Annotated in this window: 16 protein-coding genes; 6 read left to right on the top strand and 10 right to left on the bottom strand. The window is 64.5% G+C overall.

The genetic code is table 11. The features are described from left to right. The first annotated feature begins 12 nt into the window (after positions 1-12). Together HV744_RS04765 and HV744_RS04760 are read left to right on the top strand one after the other, a co-directional pair. Positions 13-417 (top strand): heme-binding protein, encoded by a 405-nt coding sequence (locus tag HV744_RS04765; RefSeq protein WP_175148388.1) that lies wholly within the window; start codon positions 13-15, stop codon positions 415-417. Between the two features lie 141 nt (positions 418-558). Continuing rightward, positions 559-2,733: a malate synthase G gene (locus HV744_RS04760; protein WP_175148387.1), complete on the top strand. Its 2,175-nt coding sequence runs from the start codon at positions 559-561 to the stop codon at positions 2,731-2,733. Positions 2,734-2,954: 221 nt separating this feature from the next. Here the strand turns inward: HV744_RS04760 and galU are convergent, their stop codons facing one another. Beyond that, positions 2,955-3,872: a UTP--glucose-1-phosphate uridylyltransferase GalU gene (gene galU / locus HV744_RS04755; protein ID WP_175148386.1), complete on the bottom strand. Its 918-nt coding sequence runs from the start codon at positions 3,870-3,872 to the stop codon at positions 2,955-2,957. 318 nt (positions 3,873-4,190) lie between these two features. After that, on the bottom strand, positions 4,191-4,334 hold the full coding sequence (locus HV744_RS04750; protein ID WP_175148385.1) for a hypothetical protein: 144 nt from the start codon (positions 4,332-4,334) through the stop codon (positions 4,191-4,193). A 240-nt stretch (positions 4,335-4,574) separates the two neighbouring features. Here HV744_RS04750 and HV744_RS04745 point away from each other — a divergent pair, with 240 nt between their 5' ends. Continuing rightward, on the top strand, positions 4,575-5,789 hold the full coding sequence (locus HV744_RS04745; protein WP_175148384.1) for an acyltransferase family protein: 1,215 nt from the start codon (positions 4,575-4,577) through the stop codon (positions 5,787-5,789). Positions 5,790-5,963: 174 nt separating this feature from the next. Here HV744_RS04745 and HV744_RS04740 read toward each other — a convergent pair whose 3' ends face one another. The 3 genes from HV744_RS04740 to HV744_RS04730 form a co-directional block, all read right to left on the bottom strand. Then, positions 5,964-8,411, bottom strand: a complete 2,448-nt coding sequence (locus HV744_RS04740) for a glycosyltransferase family 4 protein (RefSeq protein WP_175148383.1) — start codon at positions 8,409-8,411, stop codon at positions 5,964-5,966. Beyond that, positions 8,408-9,874 (bottom strand): flippase, encoded by a 1,467-nt coding sequence (locus HV744_RS04735; RefSeq protein ID WP_175148382.1) that lies wholly within the window; start codon positions 9,872-9,874, stop codon positions 8,408-8,410. Before HV744_RS04735 ends, HV744_RS04740 begins: the two co-directional genes overlap by 4 nt. A 125-nt stretch (positions 9,875-9,999) precedes the next feature. Continuing rightward, a complete protein-coding gene (locus tag HV744_RS04730; RefSeq protein ID WP_175148381.1) occupies positions 10,000-12,201 on the bottom strand; it encodes an NHL repeat-containing protein in 2,202 nt (733 codons plus the stop codon). Positions 12,202-12,905: 704 nt separating this feature from the next. On the opposite strand from HV744_RS04730, the gene HV744_RS04725 reads away from it, so the two are divergent. The 3 genes from HV744_RS04725 (at position 12,906) to gmd (ending at position 16,051) form a co-directional block, all read left to right on the top strand. Then, complete coding sequence (locus tag HV744_RS04725) at positions 12,906-14,048, top strand: acyltransferase family protein (RefSeq protein ID WP_175148380.1); 1,143 nt, start codon at positions 12,906-12,908, stop codon at positions 14,046-14,048. Continuing rightward, entirely contained in the window at positions 14,045-14,857 is an 813-nt protein-coding gene (locus tag HV744_RS04720; protein ID WP_175148379.1) for an SGNH/GDSL hydrolase family protein, read from the top strand. The genes HV744_RS04725 and HV744_RS04720 overlap by 4 nt, the downstream gene beginning before the upstream one ends. A 150-nt stretch (positions 14,858-15,007) precedes the next feature. Then, complete coding sequence (gmd, locus tag HV744_RS04715) at positions 15,008-16,051, top strand: GDP-mannose 4,6-dehydratase (RefSeq protein WP_175148378.1); 1,044 nt, start codon at positions 15,008-15,010, stop codon at positions 16,049-16,051. A 226-nt stretch (positions 16,052-16,277) separates the two neighbouring features. On the opposite strand, the gene HV744_RS04710 is transcribed toward gmd, so the two are convergent. The 5 genes from HV744_RS04710 to HV744_RS04690 form a co-directional block, all read right to left on the bottom strand. Continuing rightward, positions 16,278-17,444 carry a glycosyltransferase family 4 protein gene (locus tag HV744_RS04710; RefSeq protein WP_175148377.1) on the bottom strand — a complete coding sequence of 389 codons (1,167 nt, stop codon included), beginning with the start codon at positions 17,442-17,444 and terminating at the stop codon, positions 16,278-16,280. Between the two features lie 100 nt (positions 17,445-17,544). Further along, positions 17,545-18,774, bottom strand: a complete 1,230-nt coding sequence (locus HV744_RS04705) for a glycosyltransferase family 4 protein (RefSeq protein WP_175148376.1) — start codon at positions 18,772-18,774, stop codon at positions 17,545-17,547. Continuing rightward, positions 18,771-20,249: a glucose-6-phosphate isomerase gene (locus HV744_RS04700; protein ID WP_175148375.1), complete on the bottom strand. Its 1,479-nt coding sequence runs from the start codon at positions 20,247-20,249 to the stop codon at positions 18,771-18,773. Before HV744_RS04700 ends, HV744_RS04705 begins: the two co-directional genes overlap by 4 nt. A gap of 3 nt (positions 20,250-20,252) precedes the next feature. Then, entirely contained in the window at positions 20,253-21,512 is a 1,260-nt protein-coding gene (locus tag HV744_RS04695) for a glycosyltransferase family 4 protein (protein WP_175148374.1), read from the bottom strand. Positions 21,513-21,639: 127 nt separating this feature from the next. Beyond that, complete coding sequence (locus HV744_RS04690; RefSeq protein ID WP_175148373.1) at positions 21,640-22,563, bottom strand: glycosyltransferase family 2 protein; 924 nt, start codon at positions 22,561-22,563, stop codon at positions 21,640-21,642. Positions 22,564-22,566: the final 3 nt, after the last annotated feature.

The following is a 22,566-nucleotide window of genomic DNA, read 5'->3' as shown; positions in this document are numbered from 1 at the left end:
AGGAAATTCATTATGCTGAGCAAACCCGTGTTGAGCGTTGCCGAAACGACCCGCATCCTCGAAGCCGCCCGTGCGGAAGCCGAGAAGCATCAGTGGGCCGTCGCGATCGTGGTGGTCGACGACGGCGGCCACCCGCTCGGAATGCTGCGTCTGGACGGCGGCGCGCCGGCCAGCTCGTACATCGCGACGGAAAAGGCCCGGACCGCAGCGATCGGCCGTCGCGAAACCAAGGTCTATGAGGACATGATCAACAACGGCCGCACCGCCTTCCTGAGCGCGCCCCTGCAAGGCACGCTGGAAGGCGGCGTGCCGGTGATCGTCGACGGTCAGGTGGTCGGCGCGGTCGGCGTGTCGGGCGTCAAGTCGGATCAGGACGTGCAGATCGCCAAGGCGGGTATTCAGGCCATCGCTGCTTGAGTCCGGATTCGTCCGGATGCGGTTCGCAGCGGCGGCCTTTGCAACAATGAAGCGAATCCGTGGCAATAGCATTGCAATAACCTGGCAACAACGCGGACCGATGCCCCCTCATCGGTCCCATTCAGAAAGATGGAGCAGTCGATGACTCAGATGAACCCGCGCGGCGGACTGCAAGTCGCCGCCAACCTCGACCAGTTCGTCGAAACCGAAGCCCTGCCCGGCACCGGAATCGACAGCGCCGCATTCTGGTCGGGCTTCGACGCCCTCGTGCACGAGCTGGCGCCCAAGAACCGTGCGCTGCTCGCCGAGCGCGACCGCCTGCAAACCGAACTCGACAACTGGCATCGCGCGAATCCGGGCCCGGTGCGCGACCTGCGCGCGTACCGGGCGTTTCTCGAAGGCATCGGCTACATCGTGCCCGTGCCTGCCAGCGTCAAAGCCACGACCGACCACGTGGACACCGAAATCGCCGAACAGGCCGGCCCGCAACTGGTCGTGCCGCTGTCGAATCAGCGCTATGCGCTGAACGCGGCGAACGCGCGCTGGGGCAGCCTGTACGACGCGCTGTACGGCACCGACGCGATCCCCGAGACGAACGGCGCGGAAAAGCAGAAGGCCTTCAACCCGGTGCGCGGCGCCGCGGTGATCGCGTATGCGCGCAAGTTTCTCGATCAGGCCGCGCCGCTCGCGAACGGTTCGCATGCCGACGCGACGCGCTATAGCATCGAAGGCGGCAAGCTGGTCGTCGCGCTGAAGAATGGTACGAGCGAGCTGAAGACGCCCGCGCAGTTCATCGGCTATCAAGGCGACGAGAGCGCGCCGTCGGCGGTGCTGTTGAAACATAACGGCCTGCACGTCGAGATCCAGATCGATGCAAACGATTCGATCGGCAAGACCGATGCGGCGCATGTGAAGGACGTGGTCGTCGAAGCGGCGGTGAGCACGATCATCGATTGCGAAGACTCGGTCGCGGCCGTCGATGCGGACGACAAGGTGCAGCTGTATCGCAACTGGCTCGGTCTGATGACCGGCGATCTGACCGAAGAGGTCACGAAGAACGGCAAGACCTTCACGCGCCGGCTGAACGCCGATCGCGTGTACACCGCCGCGAACGGCACGGCGCCGGTCGTGCTGCATGGCCGCTCGCTGCTGTTCATCCGCAACGTCGGTCATTTGATGACCAATCCGGCGGTGTTGACCCAAGACGGCCACGAAATTCCGGAAGGCATTCTCGACGCGGTCATCACCACGCTGTGCGCACTGCACGATCGCAAGCACAAGCTGAACTCGCGCACCGGCTCGATCTATATCGTCAAGCCGAAGATGCACGGCCCGGCCGAAGTCGCGTTCGCGAACGAACTGTTCGCGCGCGTCGAAGACCTGCTGAAGCTGCCGCGCAACACGATCAAGATGGGCATCATGGACGAGGAGCGCCGCACCAGCGTGAACCTGCTCGCCTGTATCGCCGAAGCGTCGGAGCGGGTCGCGTTCATCAACACGGGCTTCCTCGACCGCACCGGCGACGAGATGCACTCGGCAATGGAAGCCGGCCCGATGATGCGCAAGGGCGACATGAAGCCGAGCACATGGATTGCCGCGTATGAGCGCAGCAACGTGCTGGTCGGTTTGAGCGCGGGCCTGCGCGGCCGCTCGCAGATCGGCAAGGGCATGTGGGCGATGCCCGACCTGATGCACGCGATGCTCGAACAGAAGATCGCGCATCCGAAGGCCGGCGCGAATACCGCGTGGGTGCCCTCGCCGACCGCCGCGGCGCTGCACGCGCTGCACTATCACCAGATCGACGTGCAGGCGATCCAGCAGGAGCTGGAGCGCACCGATTATGCGAAGGTACGCGACGAACTGCTCGACGGCCTGCTGACGATTCCGGTGGTCGAAGCGGCGAAGTGGAGCGACGCCGAGATCCGCAGCGAGATCGACAACAACGCGCAAGGCATTCTCGGCTACGTGGTGCGCTGGATCGACCAGGGCGTGGGTTGCTCGAAGGTGCCGGACATTCACAACGTCGGCCTGATGGAAGACCGTGCGACGCTGCGTATTTCGAGCCAGCACATCGCCAACTGGCTGCGTCACGGCGTGGTGCAGCGCGAGCTGGTCGAAGAGACGTTCAAGCGCATGGCCAAGGTGGTCGACGAGCAGAACGCCGGCGATCCGCTTTACAAGCCGATGGCGCCGGGCTTCGACACGATCGCGTTCAAGGCCGCGCAAGCGCTGGTGTTCGAAGGACGTCAGCAGCCGAGCGGTTATACGGAACCGTTGCTGCACAAGTTCCGGCTGGAAGTGAAGCAGCAGGGTTGAGGCTGGGTTGGCCGGGCCGCGCGTGAAGTGCGGGCCGGTGGAAACGACAACGGGCGCCGCTTGATGCGGCGCCCGTTTTCTTTGGCAGCGGATTTTCGCGCGAAACCTTGTTGCGCGTTGCGGCTGCGCGCGTTGCCCATTTGTCTCAGCAGTCGGCGCAGTTGCTCATAAGCCGCTAACGTCGCTCGTGCAGCTTAAACCGCTCAAAGCACTCAGACCACTCAAGCCGCTTCAGCCGTAAACTGAGCCGGCACCCCAGCCTCCGCGTTGCCCTGCATATACGCCTGCAGATACGCTTCGAAATCCGCCTTCACTTCCGGATGACGCAGTGCGAATTCCACCGTCGCCTTCAGATAACCGAGCTTGCTGCCGCAATCGAAACGCGTACCGAAGTAGCGATACGCAAGCACCTGCTCTTCGGTCAGCAGCGATTGCACCGCGTCGGTCAATTGCAGTTCGCCGCCCGCGCCCGGCTTCAGCGCGCGGATATGCTTGAAGATGGTCGGCATCAGCACATAGCGGCCCACCACGCCGAGATTCGACGGCGCATTGTCCGGCGCCGGCTTCTCGACGATGCCCGACAGCTTGATCACATTGTCTTCCCACTCGCGGCCGTCAACGACGCCGTACGAACGGCTGTCTTCGCGCGCGATGGTTTCCACGCCGATCACCGAGCTGTGATAGTGGTTGAAGGTGTCGACGAGCTGGCTCATCACCGGCTTCGAGCTATGCAACAGGTCGTCGGCCAGAATCACGGCGAACGGGCTCTCGCCCACCAGTTTCTCGGCGCACAGCACCGCGTGTCCGAGGCCGAGCGCTTCGGCCTGGCGCACGTAAAAGCAGTCGACGTTGGCCGGCTTGATGCTGCGCACCAGATCGAGCAGCTTCTGCTTGTTGCGCGCCTCGAGTTCGGCTTCGATCTCATAAGACTTGTCGAAATGATCTTCGATCGCGCGCTTGCTGCGGCCCGTCACGAAGATCATCTCGGTGATGCCGGCGGCAATCGCTTCCTCGACCGCGTACTGGATCAGCGGCTTGTCGACGACCGGCAGCATTTCCTTCGGACTTGCTTTGGTAGCCGGCAGGAATCGTGTCCCGAGGCCCGCTACGGGAAACACGGCTTTGGTGACTTTCAGCATGGTAGGCATTCCCACATCGGTTAGAAGTTAGTGTGTTCGCGGACCTGGCGGCCAATCGAGTCGCCGGAAAGACTAGCAAAAAAACCAGCCTGTTTCCCGTGCGAATTTTTCTCCACCGGAATAAATAAATCGATTTGCTTTCAATATGCCAGATAGTGGAAAACGACAGGAAACAATTACTTAGATCAAGCGAATTATTTTTCAGCGATTCCGGAAATTTTACGTCATCGGCTGACTGGGCCGCCGGTGCAATAGATGCGCGAGCATGGCGATGAAGCGCGGGCGGGTCGCATGCGCTTCATGTGTTTCGGCTCCACGTCACTCGCTTTCGTCGACCGGCGGCAGCTTGCCCGGGTTCATCCGGTAACGCCGGATCGGCTCGTTGCGCAACGCCTCACGGTAAGCGGAGGCGGCGGCAAGGATCAGCAGCACGGCAATGCCGGCGAGTAAATGCAGGTTCATGACTTCACCTCTGGTCAAGAAAATCCGTGCCTTAAATTAGCACGACAAAAGCGCTAAATAATTCGATGCCACATCCGCTTATGCACAATTACAATTCGTCACAAAATCGACATTCAATTCAATTCGGCATGCCGTTTTTTAGCGATTTTTTTGCCGCCGCAGTGCTCTAGCATGTGATCTGTCGCGGGCGCGTACGGCGCCCGGCGATCCGCCTCCCCCCGTTCAGAATAAGGACCGCGCATGAGCGACTCAGCACTGGATGCCGCCGCCTCATCCCTGCCCATCTCCCCATCTCGCCCGGCCGCCGCGGCGTCACGTGCTCCAGCCGACGCGCGCGCCGACAGCGCCGGCAAGGAGCACGTGATCGACGCGATGCGGGGCTTCGCCGCGCTGCTGGTCGCGTATTTTCATTGCCGCCAGGTCGCCTGGGTCGGCATGCAGACTTTTCACCAGAGCGTCGGCCACTCGTTGAGTCTGAATGCGCTGGCCGCTTATCTGACGTTCCCGATTGCGTGGGGCTCGGCGGGCGTGCCGATTTTCTTCGTCATCAGCGGCTACTGCATTCATCGCGGCGGCGCGCTGCGGCTCGCGAGCAATCCCGCCTACCGGCTCGACACCGCCAATTTCTGGGTGCGCCGTTTTGCGCGCATCTATCCGGTGCTGCTTGCCGCGCTGGTGCTGACCTTTGCGCTCGACTGGTTCAGCCTGCAACTGCCGCCGGTCAGTCACAAGATCCGCGAGATCGGCCTGCAGGCGTTCCTCGTCAACCTGTTTTCGCTGCAAGGGGTGGCCGGCAAAACGTATGGATCGAACGGCGCGCTGTGGACGCTATCGCTCGAAGTGCAGTTCTATGCGATCTATCCGCTGCTGTTCGCGCTGCGCCGGCGGATCGGCATGACGTCCGTGCTGGCGATCGTCGCGGTGGTCAATGTGGTGTCGGCCTATGTGCTGGAGCGCCACGACATCCAGTTCTTCACGTCGTACTGGTTCTCATGGACGCTCGGCGCGTGGATCGCGGACGCGCGCGCCCGCAGCGCGCCGCAATCACGCTCGCCGGTGTGGCTCTATGTGCTCGCCGCGGGTTTCATCGCGCTCGGCTGCGTGGCGTTCCATTTCGGTCAGTACGGTGCGTTCCAGTTGTGGGCGATCGGCTTCGCGTTCTATCTGTACAAGGCGTTGGACCGGCGCAACGGGCCGCAGCGCGCACCGTTCGGGACGCGCCTGCTGTCCCGCCTCGGCGATTTCAGCTTCTCGCTGTATCTGATCCATCTGCCGATCTTCGTGCTGCTGTCGTCGCTGCTGTTCCGCTCGTCGCTACAAATGTCGATCTGGCCGTCGTTCGGCTACATGCTGGTGGCCGTGCCGGTTGCCTACGTGTTCTACCGTCTGGTCGAACTGCCGGCGATGAAGTGGTCGGCCAGTTTCAAACCGAAAGCCGCGAAACTCCAGCGATAAAAAAACAGAGCGGAAGTCGCTGGACTTTCGCTCCGTTGCGCCAACGACAGGGACTGGCCGAATCCCCGCCTACCCCCGCGTCAAAACTGTCTGCATCGAACCTGCATCGAACCCGAGTCGAGCCTGCATTGACCGCCTGAGCAGACTGCACCGCCCAGGCCGTCCGACAACCGTTTAACGCGCCACCACGCGCTTCAGAATCCGCGCGACGCCATCCACATAGGTTGCGGTGCCGAACCGGCTCAGCGCCGTTTGATAGCCGTTGCTGACCAGCTTGTTACGCAGATCGTCGTTCGAGCGCAATTCGGCGAGCGTATCGGCGAGGCCGTGCGCGTCGCCAGGCGTGCACAGCACGCCGTTTTCGTAGTCGTCGATGATCTCCAGCACGCCGCCCGCGCGGGCCGCCACCACCGGCCGCTGCGCCAGCATCCCTTCGACGATCACGCGGCCGAACGGCTCCGGCGTGATCGACGTATGGACGACCGCGTCGACCGCGCACATGCAGGCGGGAATATCGTGCTGGAAGCCGAGGAAATGCACCCGCTCGCCGAGCTTGTGCGCGGCGACGAACGCGTGCAATTCGCTCTCGTACTGGTCCTCGCCGAACAGCGGCGCGCCCACCAGCACCGCGTGCATCTGCGGATTGAGCACCATCGCTTCGAGCAGCACGTGCTGCCCCTTCCAGCGCGCGAGGCGGCTGAACGAGCCGACCAGAAACGCGTCGCGCGGCAAGTTCAGGCGCTCGCGCAAGGTCGCTTGCGGCACTGCGCGCAACGCGTCGAACGGTTCGGCGGAGATGCCGTTGAACACCACATCGATACGCTTGTCGTCGAACTGCGTGAGCTCGGCGAACGCGCGCGCGGACGCGGCCGAATTGGCGATCACGTGCGTGAGGCCAAGCCGCGCGCACCACTTGATGATCGCCAGTTGCTTGCCGCCGAAGTGCTCGGGGCTGACGATGTCGCGCAGATGCCAGACTACCGGGCGCCTCGCCAGCTTGCCGGCGATCGCGCCGATCACCATCGCACGCTGGGTGTTCGCGTAGATCACGTCGGCGTCGCGCGCACGTTTGGCGGTCGCCCGCACGAGCGACAGCAAGCCCTTGAGCGCTTGCCCCTTCGGCAACGAACCGCCTTGCTTCTTCACATGACGCAGCGCGCCGGCATCCAGCACGTTGACCGTGACGCCCGCTTCATCCAGCGCCGTGCGGAACGGGCCGTCGTCGAACAGCACGACCTCGATGCGCGAGCGCAGCGCCTTGACGATTTCCAGCAGCGACAGCTCGGCGCCGCCGAGCACGCCGCTTTGATCGACGGCGAGAATGCGCGGCGCGTTCGCAACCGGCTCTGCTTGATAGGGGACGTAGGGCGGCAGTTGCGCCGTGCGCAATGCCGGCACCTCCGAGCGCACATGCGTGAAGAAGCGTTCGCGGAAATGCGCGGTGGAGAACTGCTCGGCGTTGGCCCGGCAATCCGCCGGTGAAAAGTGCTTGATGTGAGCGTCGAAACGCTTGACTGCGGCGATGATCGATTCGGCATCCTGTTCATCGAAGAACATGCCGGTGGGCCGCGGCTCGGACAGATCGCGCACGGTTTCGAGCGCCCCGCCCTTGCCGTACGCGATCACCGGCGTGCCGCATGCCTGCGCTTCGACCACCGAAATGCCGAAGTCTTCCTCGGCGGCGAACACGAACGCCTTCGCACGGCTCATCCGGTCCTTGAGCACCTTGAACGGCTGGTAGCCCATGATCTCGACGTTCGGCCCCGCCTTCGCGCGGATCTTCTCCATGTCGGGGCCGTCGCCGATCACGACCAGCTTGCGCTCCGGCATCTGCGCGAACGCTTCGACGATCAGGTCGATCTTCTTGTACGGCACCATCCGCGACGCGGTCAGATAGAAGTCTTCCTTCTCGGTGCACAGCGAAAAGGCGTCGACATCGACCGGCGGAAAGATCACCTGCGCGTCGCGCTGATAGACCTTCTTGATACGCCGCGCGATGAAGTCGGAGTTCGCGACGAAGCCGTCCACCGCATTCGACGTGCGAATATCCCAGTTGCGGATGTAATGCAGAATCAGCCGCGCCAGCGCCGACTTCGGGCCGCTGGTCAGCTTCGACTGCTGCAGATACTGGTGTTGCAGATCCCACGCGTAGCGGATCGGCGAATGCACGTAGCTGATATGCACCTGGTCGGGGCCGGTCAGAATGCCCTTGGCGACCGCGTGGCTGCTGGAAATCACCACGTCGTACGCGGACACGTCGAGCTGCTCGATCGCGAGCGGCATCAGCGGCAGATACGAGCGGTATTTGCTGCGCGCGAGCGGCAGCTTCTGGATGAACGACGTCGTCACCGATTTGCCGCGCAAAAAGCTGCGGTCGTCGAGAAAGTCGACGAGACTGAACAGGTCCGCGTCCGGAAAGCACGCGACGATCTGCTCGAGCACTTTCTCCGCGCCCGCATAGGTGACGAGCCAGTCATGCACGATCGCAATGCGCACCGTTTTATCGGCGCGCAACGCGGCGCGGCGCGGCGTGGCCGGCACGCCGGGCGCGCTGGTGAGTTCGGCCAGAGCGCTGCGCGTCGCGGGTCGCAGCGCGGCTTCTTCAAGGACTCTCTGGTTCATGCGCTTTTCCTCGGATTCAGTCGCAACAGCAGTGAACGCGCAAGATTGCGCAGGGCGGGGGTCATCGTGATCGACCAGGCGATGTTCGCGCCGACCATCAGTACGCCGGCGGCGATCGCCAGCGCGAGACTCGGCAGGAAGCTCGCGAGCCACAGGCCGGCGAGCAGGAATGCGAGGTGGGCGAGCATGTCGAGCGCGATCTGGCGCGCGCGGATCGCCGAGAAATGCAGCAGCACCGCGTAGTCGAACAGCGCGCGGCCCGCGACGGCCATCGCCGCGCCGGTCAAGCCGAAGTGCGTGATGCCGAGCCACAAAGCCGCTGCAAACAACGGCAATTCGAACAGTCCGACGCGCGCGGCGGTGGCCGGATTGACCTGCGACTGGATCAGAATTCGCGTGACGTTCGCCTGACCAACCAGCCACACGGCGACGATCATGATGCGGCCCACCGGCGCGGCGACGCTGGCGATCTCATTGCCGACCCACAGATGCAGAAACGGTTCGAGCACCAGCATCGCGACCAGCGCGACCGGCGTGAACACGCCGTTGAGAAATTCGAGCGACTGCTGCGTGATGGTGTCGGCATCCGCGCGGCCGACCGCCGACAGCCGCGGAAACAGCGTGCGCACCAGCGCGGTCGGCACAATGTTCAGCCGCGTCACGAGGTTCTGCGGCACCGTGTAGTACGTGACGAAACGCGCGCCGAGACTGGTGCCGAGCATCACGCGATCGAGCGAGTCGGCGATCATCGTGGTGACGCTGGCAATCAGCATCCAGCCGCCGAAATTGAACAGCCCCTTCGCCACGCCGAATTGCGGCGGCTCGATGCGGCGGATTTCCAGCACCTTCAGCGCGGAGCGGCCCAGCAGAAGCGCGGCCAGAATCCGCGCGAACACCGCCGCGGCCAGCACGTTCTGCAACGTCGCGCCCAGCCACAGCGCGGCGCCGAGCGGCAGCAACTGGAACAGGAAGGTGCCGATGGTCTGGTTGGTGTTGTAGACGCCGAAGCGTTCCGCGCCGTTGATCGCGCCAGCGAACACCCACGACACGTTGGCAATCGGAATCGCCACCGCGAGCCACGGCAGCGCCATATAGACCTCGTGCTGCAACTCGGGCGACACCTTGGTGAAATACGCGGTGTACAGGAACGCGCCGAAATAGATGATCAGCCCGCCGATCACGCCGGTCGCGAGATTGAGCCACGTCGCGCTCCAGAACACGCGCGCGCTTTCGTCCTTGTCGCCGGACGCGCGCGCCTTCGAGATGTGGTTCTGCGCGGCCATGCTCATGCCGAGATCGAGAATCCCGAAATAGCCGATCAGTGTCCACACGAGACTGATCACGCCGTAGCGCTCGACGCCGAGCAGCTTGATATACGACGGCACGGTCACGAGCGAGACGAAGGTCGGCAGCACCAGCCCGAAGAAATTGATCGCTACGTTCTTGAGAATGCCTTTTTCCATCGGATGCCTTGGGTTTGACTGCGTTTGCGTTGGCGTTTGCTTTTACGTTGGGCTTGAAGTGGGTTTTGCGTGGCGCGGACCATTTGCCTGGTGATCCGGACGAATCCTTCACGCCACCCGCTGCATCAAGGTTTCCAGCGGTACATCATCACTTTGCCGCGCGCGTCTTCCTCGACGAACACCAGGTACTCGCCATTGCTGCGCTGCGCCGCGCTGATGCCGTTGGGCACATCGACCCAGCCCGACGCGCCCCCCACTTCCGCGCCCGGACGGATCACGCCGAGTTCCTTGCCGCTGTCCTTGTCCCACACGTGCACCGCGCCGACCGGTTCGACGCCGAAGATGTATTGCCCTTCGACGGTCAGGCCGATGATCGTCGCGATGGGTTTGCTCTGCGTTTGCCACGGCAAGGTGATTGCGTAGCGCTGCACCGGATTGCCGCTCGACCATTTGTCGTAGCGCACCAGCACGCGGCCCACTTCTTTCCAGAAGCCGCGATCGACCGGCGTGTCGGGCGTATAGCCGGTTACGTACATCGTGTCGGCGGCGGGGTCGTAGATCGCGCGGTGCAGTTCCGTGAACGGTTGCGGCACCGGGTACTGCGTCAGATTCGAATACGAGTAGACCGGATTGCCCTTCGCATCCAGCCCGCCGAAGCGGAAGCGGTAGATGCCCTTGGTGTCGCGCGTGCGCCAGATGTCGCCGGCGGTGTCGACCCACCAGCCCCAGCCACCCGCGAGCCTGGTGCCGCTCGTGTTGAGGGTGAATTCGTCGCTATTGAACCTGCCGTCACCGTTCGTATCGCGCCAGATCCAGTCGCCGCCCGGCGGCGCATTCGGCACCTTGGCGACCCCGCGCTCGCGGCCCGCGATGAAGCCCGAAGGAATCGCCGTTTCGCCGTCGTGCCGCGGGTCGAAGCGATAGATCTTCAGATGGTCCGCATACATGTCCGTCAGGTACAGGAAGGTGCGGCCCTTCAGCTTGCGCGCGATCGGCAGGCCCGGATACTGATCGGTGTGAAACACCGGGTCGTCCGGATACTTGAAGCGGTTCGACAGGAAGCCCGCGTATTTCCAGTCCTGTCCGGCGGGCTTCGACAGATCCAGTTCGAAGCGCTTGTTGCCGGTATAGACGCTGTCCGGCCGCGACGGATCGATCCACGCGCCGTCGACGAACAGCAGCCCCTGCACCTGCCAGTTCTGCTTGCCGTCGGGCGCGTAGCTTTCGAGCGTCGCGCCGAGGCCCGCGCCGATCGGCTCGTAGCGCGGACCGATGCCGTTGGTCGACACATAGACGTTGCCGCGCGCATCCACGCCGACGCCGGTCAGTCCGTTGAAGCGCTGCGGTCCCGGTTTGCCCGCGACGCCGCTGAAAATGCCGCCGCGCTCGCCGAGCGCGCCGGACTCCGCATAGCGGCCATTGCTCTTCGTAAAGAACAGCACCTGCTGGCGCGGTCCGTTATCGGCGATCAGGATGCGGCCTTGCGCGTCGACGGCGAGATCGACCGCCACCGTATCGGCCGGCAGCGTGAAGTTTTCGTCGATGCGCCGGCCGGTGGCCGTGTAGTGCTCAACCCGCGGCGCGCGGTCGTTGCGCGTGCCGCTCAGCACCCACAGCGTGCCGTCGGCAGCGAGCGCGATGCGGCCAGGCTCGTGCACGCTCCACGTGGTTTTCTGCTGCATCGATTCGGCGTCGTACACCTCGATGCGATCGCGCGCGGTGTTCGCCGCGTACAGCGTGGTGTCGTTCGCCGCCAGCCCGCCGATTTCAGCGCTCGTGCCGGTCGGCACTTCGTTCATCATCAGGAAGCCGGCGGCGAGTTGCGCGTGCGGGTCGGCGCTTTTCGCGGCGGGCTGGAACGGCGCGGCGCGTTTCGGATCGGCGATCTGCCGGCGCGAAATGCCGTACCATTGCTTGCCTTTCTCCGGCCACACGCCCTGCTCGACCAGCCGCCCCTTTTCGTTGCCGACCGCAATCGCCACGAACGCATACTTGCGATTCACCGCGATCGCGTTGCCGCCGCCGTTGCCCCAGCCATGCGTGCCGCCCGCGAAGCCGAGCATCTTGCCGTTCTGATAGACGCTCGCCTCGGCGCCGCTCTCGTCCCACGGCGCGTTCGTGTACACCTTGCCGTCGGGCGCGACCGCAATCGCGGTGATGTTGATCTGCGCCCACGTGCCGTCACCGAAACCGAAGCTATTGCCGATCCATGAAGTCTTCGCGTTCAACGCGGTTTCCGCGCTTGCCGTGAAACTGACCGATCCCGCAGCCAGTCCGGCGGCGCACGCCAACACGGCGAGCCAGCTTTTGAACGTGAAACGGGGCAAGGTAGGTCCTCCAGTCAACGCCGCGCACGGGCATGAGCCCGCGCAGGGTACAAAATCGAGTGATGTGACGGGTCGAGCCGCCGCAAGCCACGCAAGAACGTGTGGCCGATTCGTGCAGGAAGGACGGCTGCGATGCAGCACTGCGAGGCGATGCTCAGACGGTGTTCAAACAGGCCGCGAACACGGCGGCCGCTTCGAATCCGGATGCCTGACAGTCAATGCAGAGCCGGCACGCAGCGTGCGGCCCGCGCGCCGTCCCGGACCTGTCAATCCGCACGGCTCACATTACGCGGAAAAAACCCCACGACGAAAATCGAAAATAATTCAAAAATATTCGATGCTTTAAGCGTCGCGAAAGAAATCGGTTTAAAAATAGATTAAAAACCCAATACGCACCAGCGCGGCTCACGCGGGATCGTTTGCCTCCATCCTTACCGATGTGGCGACGTGCTATCTGCACTTATTACGCATTGCTTCATCTGCGCGACACAAGCATATAAATCCATTGCGAATGGATAACGAAACACCCTGTTGCAATCTGATTCATTTATCCAATTCATTCCCGTTTTTTCGCGATTTTCTTTTCCCTAGAATCGATTGCACTTCCGTTGCGACGCGAAGCGAACGCGCCTGTTCCTGATGTTGCGCAGGGAACCTCGCGCGATCCTTCGCCCGGCCCATCCGCTTCACACCATGGACGGTTCATGACTGCCAGCGCACTGCCCCTCGCGCCCTCCCACTCCCGCATCGTGCAGCTCGACGGCCTGCGCGCCATCGCCGTGCTCGCGGTATTCGCGCAGCACGCGTTGAAAGCACCGCTGTGGATGGGCGTCGATCTGTTTTTTGTTTTGAGCGGCTTTTTGATCAGCGGCATCCTGCTCGATCGCAAGGAGCGCCAGCAGTCGTATTTCCGCTACTTTTACGCGCGCCGTGCACGGCGCATCCTGCCGCCGTACCTGCTGCTGATGGTGGTGTCGTCGATCCTGTTCGGCCTCGCGTGGGCGCAGCACTGGTACTGGTACGCGTTCTTCGCGGCCAATATCGGCGACGCGCTCAATCAGAGCGGTCACGACAGCCTGAATGTGCTGTGGTCGCTCGCGGTCGAAGAGCAGTTCTATATTTTCTGGCCGTTCGTGATCCTGCTGGTGCCCGAGCGCGTGCTCGGCTACGTGGCGGCCGCGCTGATCGTGCTGGTGCCGGTGCTGCGCGCGGTGGCCACGCCCTGGTTCGATTCGTTCTGGCCGATCTATTACCTGACGCCGTTCCGCATGGACCTGCTCGCGGCCGGCGCGCTGCTGGCGGTCGCGGTGCGGCGCGATCGCAATGCGCTCGAGCCGTTCAAGGGGCCCGCGGTGCTCGGTTTCTTCGCCGCGTTGGCCGTGCTGGCATGGCTGCATCTGCACTTTCCGCGGTTTCGCGCGGCCAATACGCCGCTGTCGAACGCCGGGCTCTACAGCGTTTCGTTGGTGCTTTGTACTTCAGTCGTGGTCATCGCCCTGCAGAGCAAGGGCATCGTCAAACGGCTGCTGTGCAATCCCGTGCTGGTCTATATCGGCACCATCAGCTACACGATTTATCTGATTCACCTGAGCGTGCTGTACGTGCTGTGGCCGCTGCATCTGAATCGCTATATGACCGCCGCGCTCGCACTCGCGATCACGCTTGCCTATGCGAGCATCACGTGGTTCGCGTTCGAGAAGCGATTGATCTTCGGTTCGCGCGGCAAGACGCAAATGCCGGCAAGCACCCAAACGCACGCGCAAACGCACTCCCAAACGCACGCACCCTCCGGCGGCGGCGTCGCGAGAGCCGGGGCTGCGCGGCAAGCGCCGCAAAGCCGCGCATGAGGCGCCGTAAATGGCTTGCCGCGAGCGTGAAGGCCGCGGCGTCGACACTGAGTGCACCTGTGGGGCCGCGTGCGAGTGCACGTGTGGGCTCGCTGGTGATTGCGCTCGCCCTGGCACCCGTGGCCACTGCGGCCCGTGCGAACGCGGCGCAACAACCGCAAGGAACGCAAGCACAAGTGCAGATCGACGCCTACGGCGACTCGACCACACTCGGCATCACCTGCAGCGACGGCCATTGTGGCGCGCAGCCGCAAAACGCCGTGTCATATCTGCAAGACGACTTGCAGGCGCATCACGGCGACCGGGTGCGCGTCACGAACTTCGGCGTGGGCGGCACGCTGGCCACGCAACTGCGCGACGGCACCGGCAACCGCCGCGCCGGGCCGACCGCCGGCCTGCCCTGGCGCGAACGCCTCGCGGCCTCGCCCGCGCAGATCGTGTTGATCAACTACGGTATCAACGAAGTGATGCAGAACCAGACGCCCGAGCAGTTCTACGCGGCCGAAACGACGCTCGTGAAGACCGCCCGTGCGCTCGGCAAAGAGCCGGTTCTGCAGACCTCGAACCCGATGCCCGACAACCGGCTCAACGCGCGGCTCGCCGCGATGGTCGCCATGACGCGCCGCGTAGCCGCCGAACAGCAGGTGCCGCTGGTCGACCAGTTCGCCTACGTCAGCAGTCTGCCCGACTGGAAGACGCTGATGTCCGACGGCGCGCATCCGCGGCCGGGGCTGTACCGGCTCAAGGCCGAACAGGATTATCAGGTCGTCGAACCGTTGGTGCGGCGGCTGCTGGACGGCACGCTCTGAAGCTCTTTTTCAAGCGCGCTTCGTGAGGTCCGGTTCGTGACGCAAATGAATCGTGCTTCTGGAATGCGCTTCCGAGTGTGCCGATGAAATGCGCCGTATCCGGCGCGAATGCTTCTTCCTTTTTTCTTTTACCAATATCGAAGGCAAGCTATGAGCCAACCACGCAAAGCGATCATCACCGGCGTATCCGGACAGGACGGCGCCTACCTGACCAAACTGCTGCTCGAAAAGGGCTATCACGTGACCGGCACTTACCGGCGCACGAGCTCGGTCAATTTCTGGCGCATGCGTGAGCTCGGCGTGCTCGATCATCCGAATCTGCGTCTGGTCGAACACGATCTGACCGACCTCGGTTCGACGCTGCGCCTGCTCGAAGGCGCGCAGGCCGACGAGTTGTACAACCTCGCCGCGCAAAGCTTCGTGGGCGTCTCGTTCGACCAGCCCGTGACCACCGCCGAAGTGACCGGAGTCGGCGCGCTGAACCTGCTCGAAGGCTTGCGCATTCTGAGCCCGACGACGCGCTTCTACCAGGCCTCGACCTCGGAGATGTTCGGCCTCGTGCAGGCGGTCCCGCAACGCGAGAGCACGCCGTTCTACCCGCGCAGCCCATATGGCGTCGCCAAGCTGTTCGCGCACTGGTCGACCATCAACTATCGCGAGTCGTACGGCATGTTCGCGAGCAGCGGGATTCTGTTCAATCACGAATCGCCGCTGCGTGGCCGTGAATTCGTCACCCGCAAGATCACCGACACGGTCGCGAAGATCAAGCTCGGCAAGCAGGACGTGCTGGAACTCGGCAACCTGAGCGCGCAGCGCGACTGGGGCTTCGCGCTCGAATACGTCGAAGGGATGTGGCGCATGCTGCAGGCGGACCAGCCGGACACCTTCGTGCTCGCCACTGGCCGCACCGAGACGGTCCGCGATTTCGTGCGCATGGCGTTCGCCGCCGCCGGTTATCAGCTCGAATGGTCGGGCAAGGACGAGCGCGAAACCGGCATCGACGTCGCCACCGGCAAGACGCTGGTGCGCGTGAATCCGAAGTTCTATCGCCCGGCCGAAGTGGACCTGCTGATCGGCTGCGCGGACAAGGCGCGCGACACGCTCGGCTGGCAGCCGCAGACCTCGCTCGAACAGTTGTGCCACATGATGGTTCATGCGGACATCGGCCGTAATGAGCATCACGAAACGTTCTGATTCGCTGAGGAGGAAGCGCGGCCGCACGTCCGTGGCCGCACTTTGAGCCGGCGGCTGCATGAGTCAAGCGGCCTGAATTCAGGCTGCCATTCCACACGCGAACGCCCCTGACTACGCTTCGCAACCTGTACAACGTAGCGCCGAAGCGGGAGATCGCCACGCTTTGCGCAATGACGATCTCCGCCGCCTTGCCCGCAACTGCCTGGCCGGCAAACGCTGATGCAACTCAGTGCACTCCACCCGCCGCAATCGCCTCGCTATACACCGACGCCACGCGCTTCGCGATCACCGAGTTATCGAAGTTCTCACGCGCGTAACGACGGCACGCATCCGCATCCGGCAACTTCAACGAGCCGTTCAACGCACCGGCCAGCCCTTGCGCAATCGCCTTCGCGCCGGTCTCCGGCAGCACCAGATCCGGCGACAAACCCGCCACCGCTTCCGGCAGCCCGCCGACCGGCGTCACCAGCACCGGCGTGCCGGACGCCAGCGATTCGACCGTGATCAGGCCGAAGCCTTCGAGCGCGACCGTCGGCACCACGCTGATATTCGCCGCACGGTACAGCGCCGCCAGATGCTGATCGGGCACGAAGCCCAGCAGCTTGACGTTGTCCTCGAGACCCGCTTCGCTGATGCGCGCTTGCAACTCGCCTTCGAGCCGACCTTTGCCCGCGATCAGCAGCAGCACGTCGGGCGCGCTGCGCTTGAGCAGCTTTACCGCGTCGATCAGATCTTCGAGACCCATGCGGCGCACGAGGCGCCGCACCGCCAGCACGATCGGCCGGTCCTGCGGCAATTGCAGCTTCAGACGCGCTTCGGCCGGCGTGATCGGCAGATTGAACTGCTCGACGTCGACGCAACCGGGCACCACGCGCACGCGATCCGGCGCGATCCGGTAGCGCGAGGTCAGAATCTTGCCGAACGCCTCCGACAGCACGATCAGCCGCGACGAGCGCGCATAGACCGACTGCTCCAGATAACGCTTGGCGCGCTGGCCGAGCGAATCGGCGCCTTCGACGTGGCTCTCGTCGGCCCACGGCCCCTGAAAGTGCGAGACCTGCGGAATGCCGCGCGTCACGTCGAGCCCCGGAAACGTGTACAGCGCGAAGTGCGACGAAATCACGTCCGGCCGCGACATGCTGATCTCCTGCCGCAGCGCGCGGCGTGCCGCCATCAGCCGCAACGGCAGCGATTGCGCGGCCGAGCCGAAGCCGTTGATCGCGCCACCCGTGTCCGCCGCCACTTTCGGCGAGCCGGCCACCACGCCGCGCACCGCGACGCCCGCGCCCGGCAGCGCGCCGACCAGCGAGTAGTACATGCGGTCGAGGCCGCCCGCGCGCTCGGGAAACCAGTGCATCCCGATCTGCAGCGATTTGATTGAACTCGTCGTCATGGTTGTTGCCCCTGTGCGTTCTGAGAGTTGTGTCGATGAAGCGCCGAATGAATGCACGACATGTCACGGCGCAGCGAGCGCCGCGCCGCTATGCGATATGTCATTCCGCGCTCTTCTGTCCGGCCAGCGTGTTCAGCGTCAACGCGTCGGTCTTGGCGACCACCGACGCTTCCGCGTCGTTGCGCCGGCGGTTTTCCTGCTGCCCGGCCAACTGCCGGTACAGCGCAATGTATTGCGCGGCCATCCGCGCCCAGCCGAAACCGGTGGCGAGCTGATGGGCGGCGATGCCCATCGCGCGGCGCGCGTCGTCGTTGCCGGCGAGGCGCACGACCGCGCCTGCCAGCGCCTTGGGATCGTCCGGATCGTCGAGCACGATGCCGCAATCCGGCGTGATGATCTCGGCGCCCCCCGCGGTGCGCGCCGTGACCACCGGCAGCCCGGCCGCCATCGCTTCGAGCAGCGACAGGCTCATCGCCTCGTAGCGCGACGGGAACACGAACGCATCGACCGAGTGCATCAGCACCGGCATCTCCTTCACCAGCCCGAGAAAATGCACGCGGTGCGCGATGCCCAGCGCCTTCGCTTCTTCCGGATACGGGCTGCCCGGCAGGAAGCCCGCCACCGCGATCTGCACGTGCTCGGGCAGATGCTTGAGCGCAGCCAGCACGGTGCCGAGATTCTTGCGCGGCGTGCGCAGGTCGCCGACGAACAACAGCAGGAACGCATCCTTCGGCAGGCCGAATTGCTCGCGATTGCCGGTGGCCGCCGCGAAGCCTTGCGTGTCCACACCGTTGTAGATCACGTCCACGCGGTTATCCGGCTTCAGTCCGATCGCGCGGATTTCGTCGGCGACCTTTTGCGACACTGCCGTGATCACCTTCGAGCGCCGGTAAGCCCAGCGTTCGAGCAGCGCATTGCAACGCGTGTACACCGACTGATACGCGGACCACATGCCCTTGGTGAGCCCGAACGGGTAGTACTTGCTGCCGAACCAGCCGCTATGCACGAAGTGCGACGTGTTGACGTCGGCGGGCATCCACGTGATGAAACCGTTCACGTGCAGCACGTCGTATTCGCGCCGATGCGCGCGCAGCCACAGCGCGCTTTTCAACGCGAACACCTGCTGGCGCAGCAGATTGGTGGGCCACCAGCGGCCGATCTTCACCGGCGCCCAGCGGACCTCAGGATGCGCCAGCAACTCCGGCGCAACATGCGACGCGACCAGCGTGACGCCGATGTTCTCGTCGAGGGCGGCGCGCGCGATCTCGTGGTTGACGCGGCCCTGGCCGTCGTTATGGCGCACTACGTGCGTGACAATGGCGACTCTCAATCAGTGCCTCCGTGGCGAAATAGCGTGCGTCTGCGGTTCATCTTTTCGTAATGGACCGCGGAAAGGATCGAAAAAACACTCATGAAAAGCAGCAGTCCACCGGTGCCGACCAGCGAGTTGGTGAACACCAGCATCGCGAAGGTCGCGAGACTCAGGCTCAGGCAGGCGGACACGAATTTGTCGTCGCGCAATTTGAACGACGCGAGCACCGCGCGCGTCACCAGCCAGACGATGCCGGACATGTACAGCAGCGTGCCGGGCCAGCCGAGCACGAACGGGATGTTCATCACGCCGCTGTCGAAGTTGCCGTACTGGCCGAGCTGGCCGCCGTCATTCGACAGCTTGGTCGAGGTGCCGGTCGCGCCCATGCCCTCGCCGGACACGTCGGTGAAGGCCGTCTTCGCGAAGCTCGCGTAGAACTCGTTGCGCGCGGCGTAGCTCTGGTCGTCGTTCAGGTTGACGATGGTGGTCAGGCGCGCCTGCATCCGCTCGGCCACCGGACCGACCGCCAGCAGCGGCACGCACAGACCGGCCAGCAGCACCGCGCTGGCGACGATGCGCACCCGCACCTTGTTGTTCGACTTGACCAGTTGAATCAGCAGCGCAATGACCCAGCCGCCCCACGTGGAGCGCACGAGACTCAGCGCGAACGAGAAGAAGCCCAGCGCCGCGGCGATCCAGCGCACGCGGTGCGTGGCCGCCATCACGAAGACCATCGCGCCCATCATCGCGAACGCGAACGGCCCCGACGAATTCATCGTGCTGAACACGCGCACGCCCATCGGCACCGGGTCGCCTTGCGAGTTCATCTGCGAGCCGAGCATCCACAGCGCGTCCCACTGCGGCATGATGAAGAACTGGATCAGGCCGTAGCCGCCCATCGCCAGCATGCCCCAGATGAACGTGTTGACGATGGTGTCGCGATACTGCGGATACTGGCGCGTGTGCGCCATGATGTGAAAGCCGATCAGGATCGGATACAGCCAGTTGGCGAGGTCGTAGATGGCCGCGAGCGGCCCGCTCGACATCACGCCGATCATGAACGCATAGACGAGGCCGAGCAGGATCAGCAGCACCGGCAGGCCGCGCCGCTGCGCGAGCAGCCGGTAGTAGCGCAGCAGTGACAGCGCGCTGATCATCGTGACCGCGAGCGGCGCGACCTGGATCAGGCTGGTCGGCGTGAACGAGCCTTTGGACCAGTCGGCCAGACGCCGCACCTCCGGGCTCAGGAACCACAGCCACCACATGAAGCCGATGTAGCGCGCCGGGCTCTTGAAGTACAGCCACAGGCCCGTCAGGATCGCGAGCACCGGAAACGCGAGCGTGAGCACCGTGCCCTGATGCGCGACGATCAATACCGCCGTGATCAGCCACAGCAACAGCGGCGGCAGCCATTCCTGCGGGCCGCCGGACAGCACCCGCGCTACGCCGCTTGCGGCGGCGTCGGCTGCGTTGGCGCGCGGAATCGTCGACATCGTTCAGAGACCTCCGCGTGATTCGCGCGCGGCAGCGCGCGGGGGCTGCGCCTGCTTTGGCGCATAGGCCTGCTTTGGCGCGTGCGCCTGGGCGGCGGTCGGGGTATGCGCTTGCGCCTGAGTGCGCGTGTGCGCCTGCGCCTGCGCTTGCGTTGTCGTTTGCGCGTGCGCTTGGGTATGAGCACGCGCGCGCAGCATGTCCTCGGTAATCCGCACGTGCTGCATCGCATAGTGCTGCGTGGTCAGATCGCGCGACAGCAAACCGGCGGCCGCCGCCTGCGCCTGGCGCAACGCCTCGGCCGGCGCCGCGGCGAGCCGGTCGACCGCGTCGCGCAGCGCCTGCGGATTGAACGGCGGGATATAGGCCGCCTCGTCCCCCGGAAAATAATCCTGCAATGCGCCGACGTTCGTCACCACCATCGGCTTGCCGACCGCCGCCGCTTCGAGCATCACGGTGATGCCCGACGCGTGCGAATTGGGCCGCAACGGCACGACGATCACGTCGGCCCAGTCATACAGTTCGTGCTGCTTGCGGATGCCCGAGAACAACGCGATCTCGACGTTCGGCGCGCGCAGCGATGCGGGAATCCGCCGCCGCGTCGCGAGCTTCACGGTGTAACGCGGATCGTTGCCGAAGGCCTTGATGAGCGTCTCCCAATCGCGGTCGCGGTCGTTGCCGATCGCGGCGATGCGGATCGGCGTATGCGGCGTCCATTGGGTCGGCGCGTTGACCGGAAAGTCACGTGTATTGAGACCGTAGAGCAGCGGCCGCGCTTCACGCTTGAAATAGCGCTGGCACAGATCGGCGTTCTCGCTGGCGAGCGTGGTCAACTGATCGGCGCGAGTCATCAGCCTGCGATACAGCCATCTGCGCAGAATCCCGTACGAAGGCCACTTGTCGAGCAGCCACACGCTTTGCGCGAGCAGCAGCGGCGACGCGGCTGTGCCCGCCTTGCGTCCGCTCAGCAGCAGCATCAGCGCGGCGGACAGCCATTCCTGTTCGGTGTGCGTCCAGATCACGTCGGAGCGCAGCATCTCGGCGCGGTTGCGCCACGTATGGATGAAGTCGAACCCCAGCAGCGCTTTCAGCGCGCGGCGCAAGAGGCGCACCGGCTTGCCTTCGCGCGCGTCCTGCGAATAGGTCAGCTTGAACGCGTCGGACTCGGCGTGGTGATAGCCGTACAGGCAGCCGATGTTGTCGCCCGGCCGGTAGAAGCGCGGGTCGGCGCCGTAAAACAGATGAACGTGAACTTTCGTACTCATGCAGACACTCCGCTCTGCCGGTGGAAAGAGGCATCGGCGGCCCTGGCGGGGGCCGTGCGCCGATGCGCGAACGTGCGCGATGCTGTGGGGGCCGCCTGGCTCACGTGGCTCACGTGGCTCACGTGACTCAGGACAGCGCGCGGCGCGCCTCATGCGCGCCGGTGCGCACCGCGCGCCAGCGCGATAGCTTCAGGCCCGCCTGCTTCGAGACGAGCGCGAGCGCCGCATGCGTGAGCCCCGGATAGAGCCGTGTGCCGACCAGCGTCCACCACCACCACGCGGTTTCGCGGCGCAGCGGCGGCAACTGGTCGCGCAGGATCAGATGGAAGTTGAACGCGGCGTTGCGCAATGCCGCCATGGTTTGCGCGTCGCGGCGGTCTTCGTCGAAACGCTCGGCGGGGAAGTGATCGACCGCCACGCGCGGGTCGTACATCAGCTTCCAGCCGGCGTTCTTCACGGCGAGGCTGAACGCCATGTCGTTATGCACCTGCGCGCCCGCACCGCGCAAGCGCGCGTCGAAGCGGATCGTGCGCACCGCGTCGCGCCGGTAGCTCATGTTGGCGCCCTTCAGGATGTCGACCTCGCGCGCGTGGCCGACCCCGAGATGATGATTGCCGATGATCTTGCCGTGCGCGGTGACCTTGCCCACCAGCGGCCGCTCACCATCCAGCACGCGGCCTTTTTCGTGCACCCAGTCGCGCCCGCCGAGCGCGCCGAGACGCGCGTCGCCGGCGAACGCGGCCGCGATCCGTTCGACCCAGTCGACGTGCGGCGCGGCGTCGTCGTCGGTGATCGCGATCACGTCGCCGCCGGCCGCATCCAGCCCGCGATTGAGCGCTGCGACCTGACCCGGCACCTCGACCAGCGCCACCGTCAGCGGCAGCTTGCCCGGCACCGCCGGGTCACGCAGACAGGTGTGTGTCGCGTCGTCGTCGGCGCGCGCCACCACCACCACTTCATCCGGCGCGCGCGACTGCCGTTGCAGCGCCGCGAGGCAGCGCACCAGATCGGCCGGGCGGCGGTAAGTCGGAACCAGTACCGTCACTTTCATCGT

The organism is Paraburkholderia ultramafica (genome assembly GCF_902859915.1).
Classification (GTDB): Bacteria; Pseudomonadota; Gammaproteobacteria; order Burkholderiales; family Burkholderiaceae; genus Paraburkholderia; species Paraburkholderia ultramafica.
The sequence above is the reverse complement of the archived record's forward strand: the minus strand, read 5'-3'. Positions and strand labels throughout refer to the sequence as shown.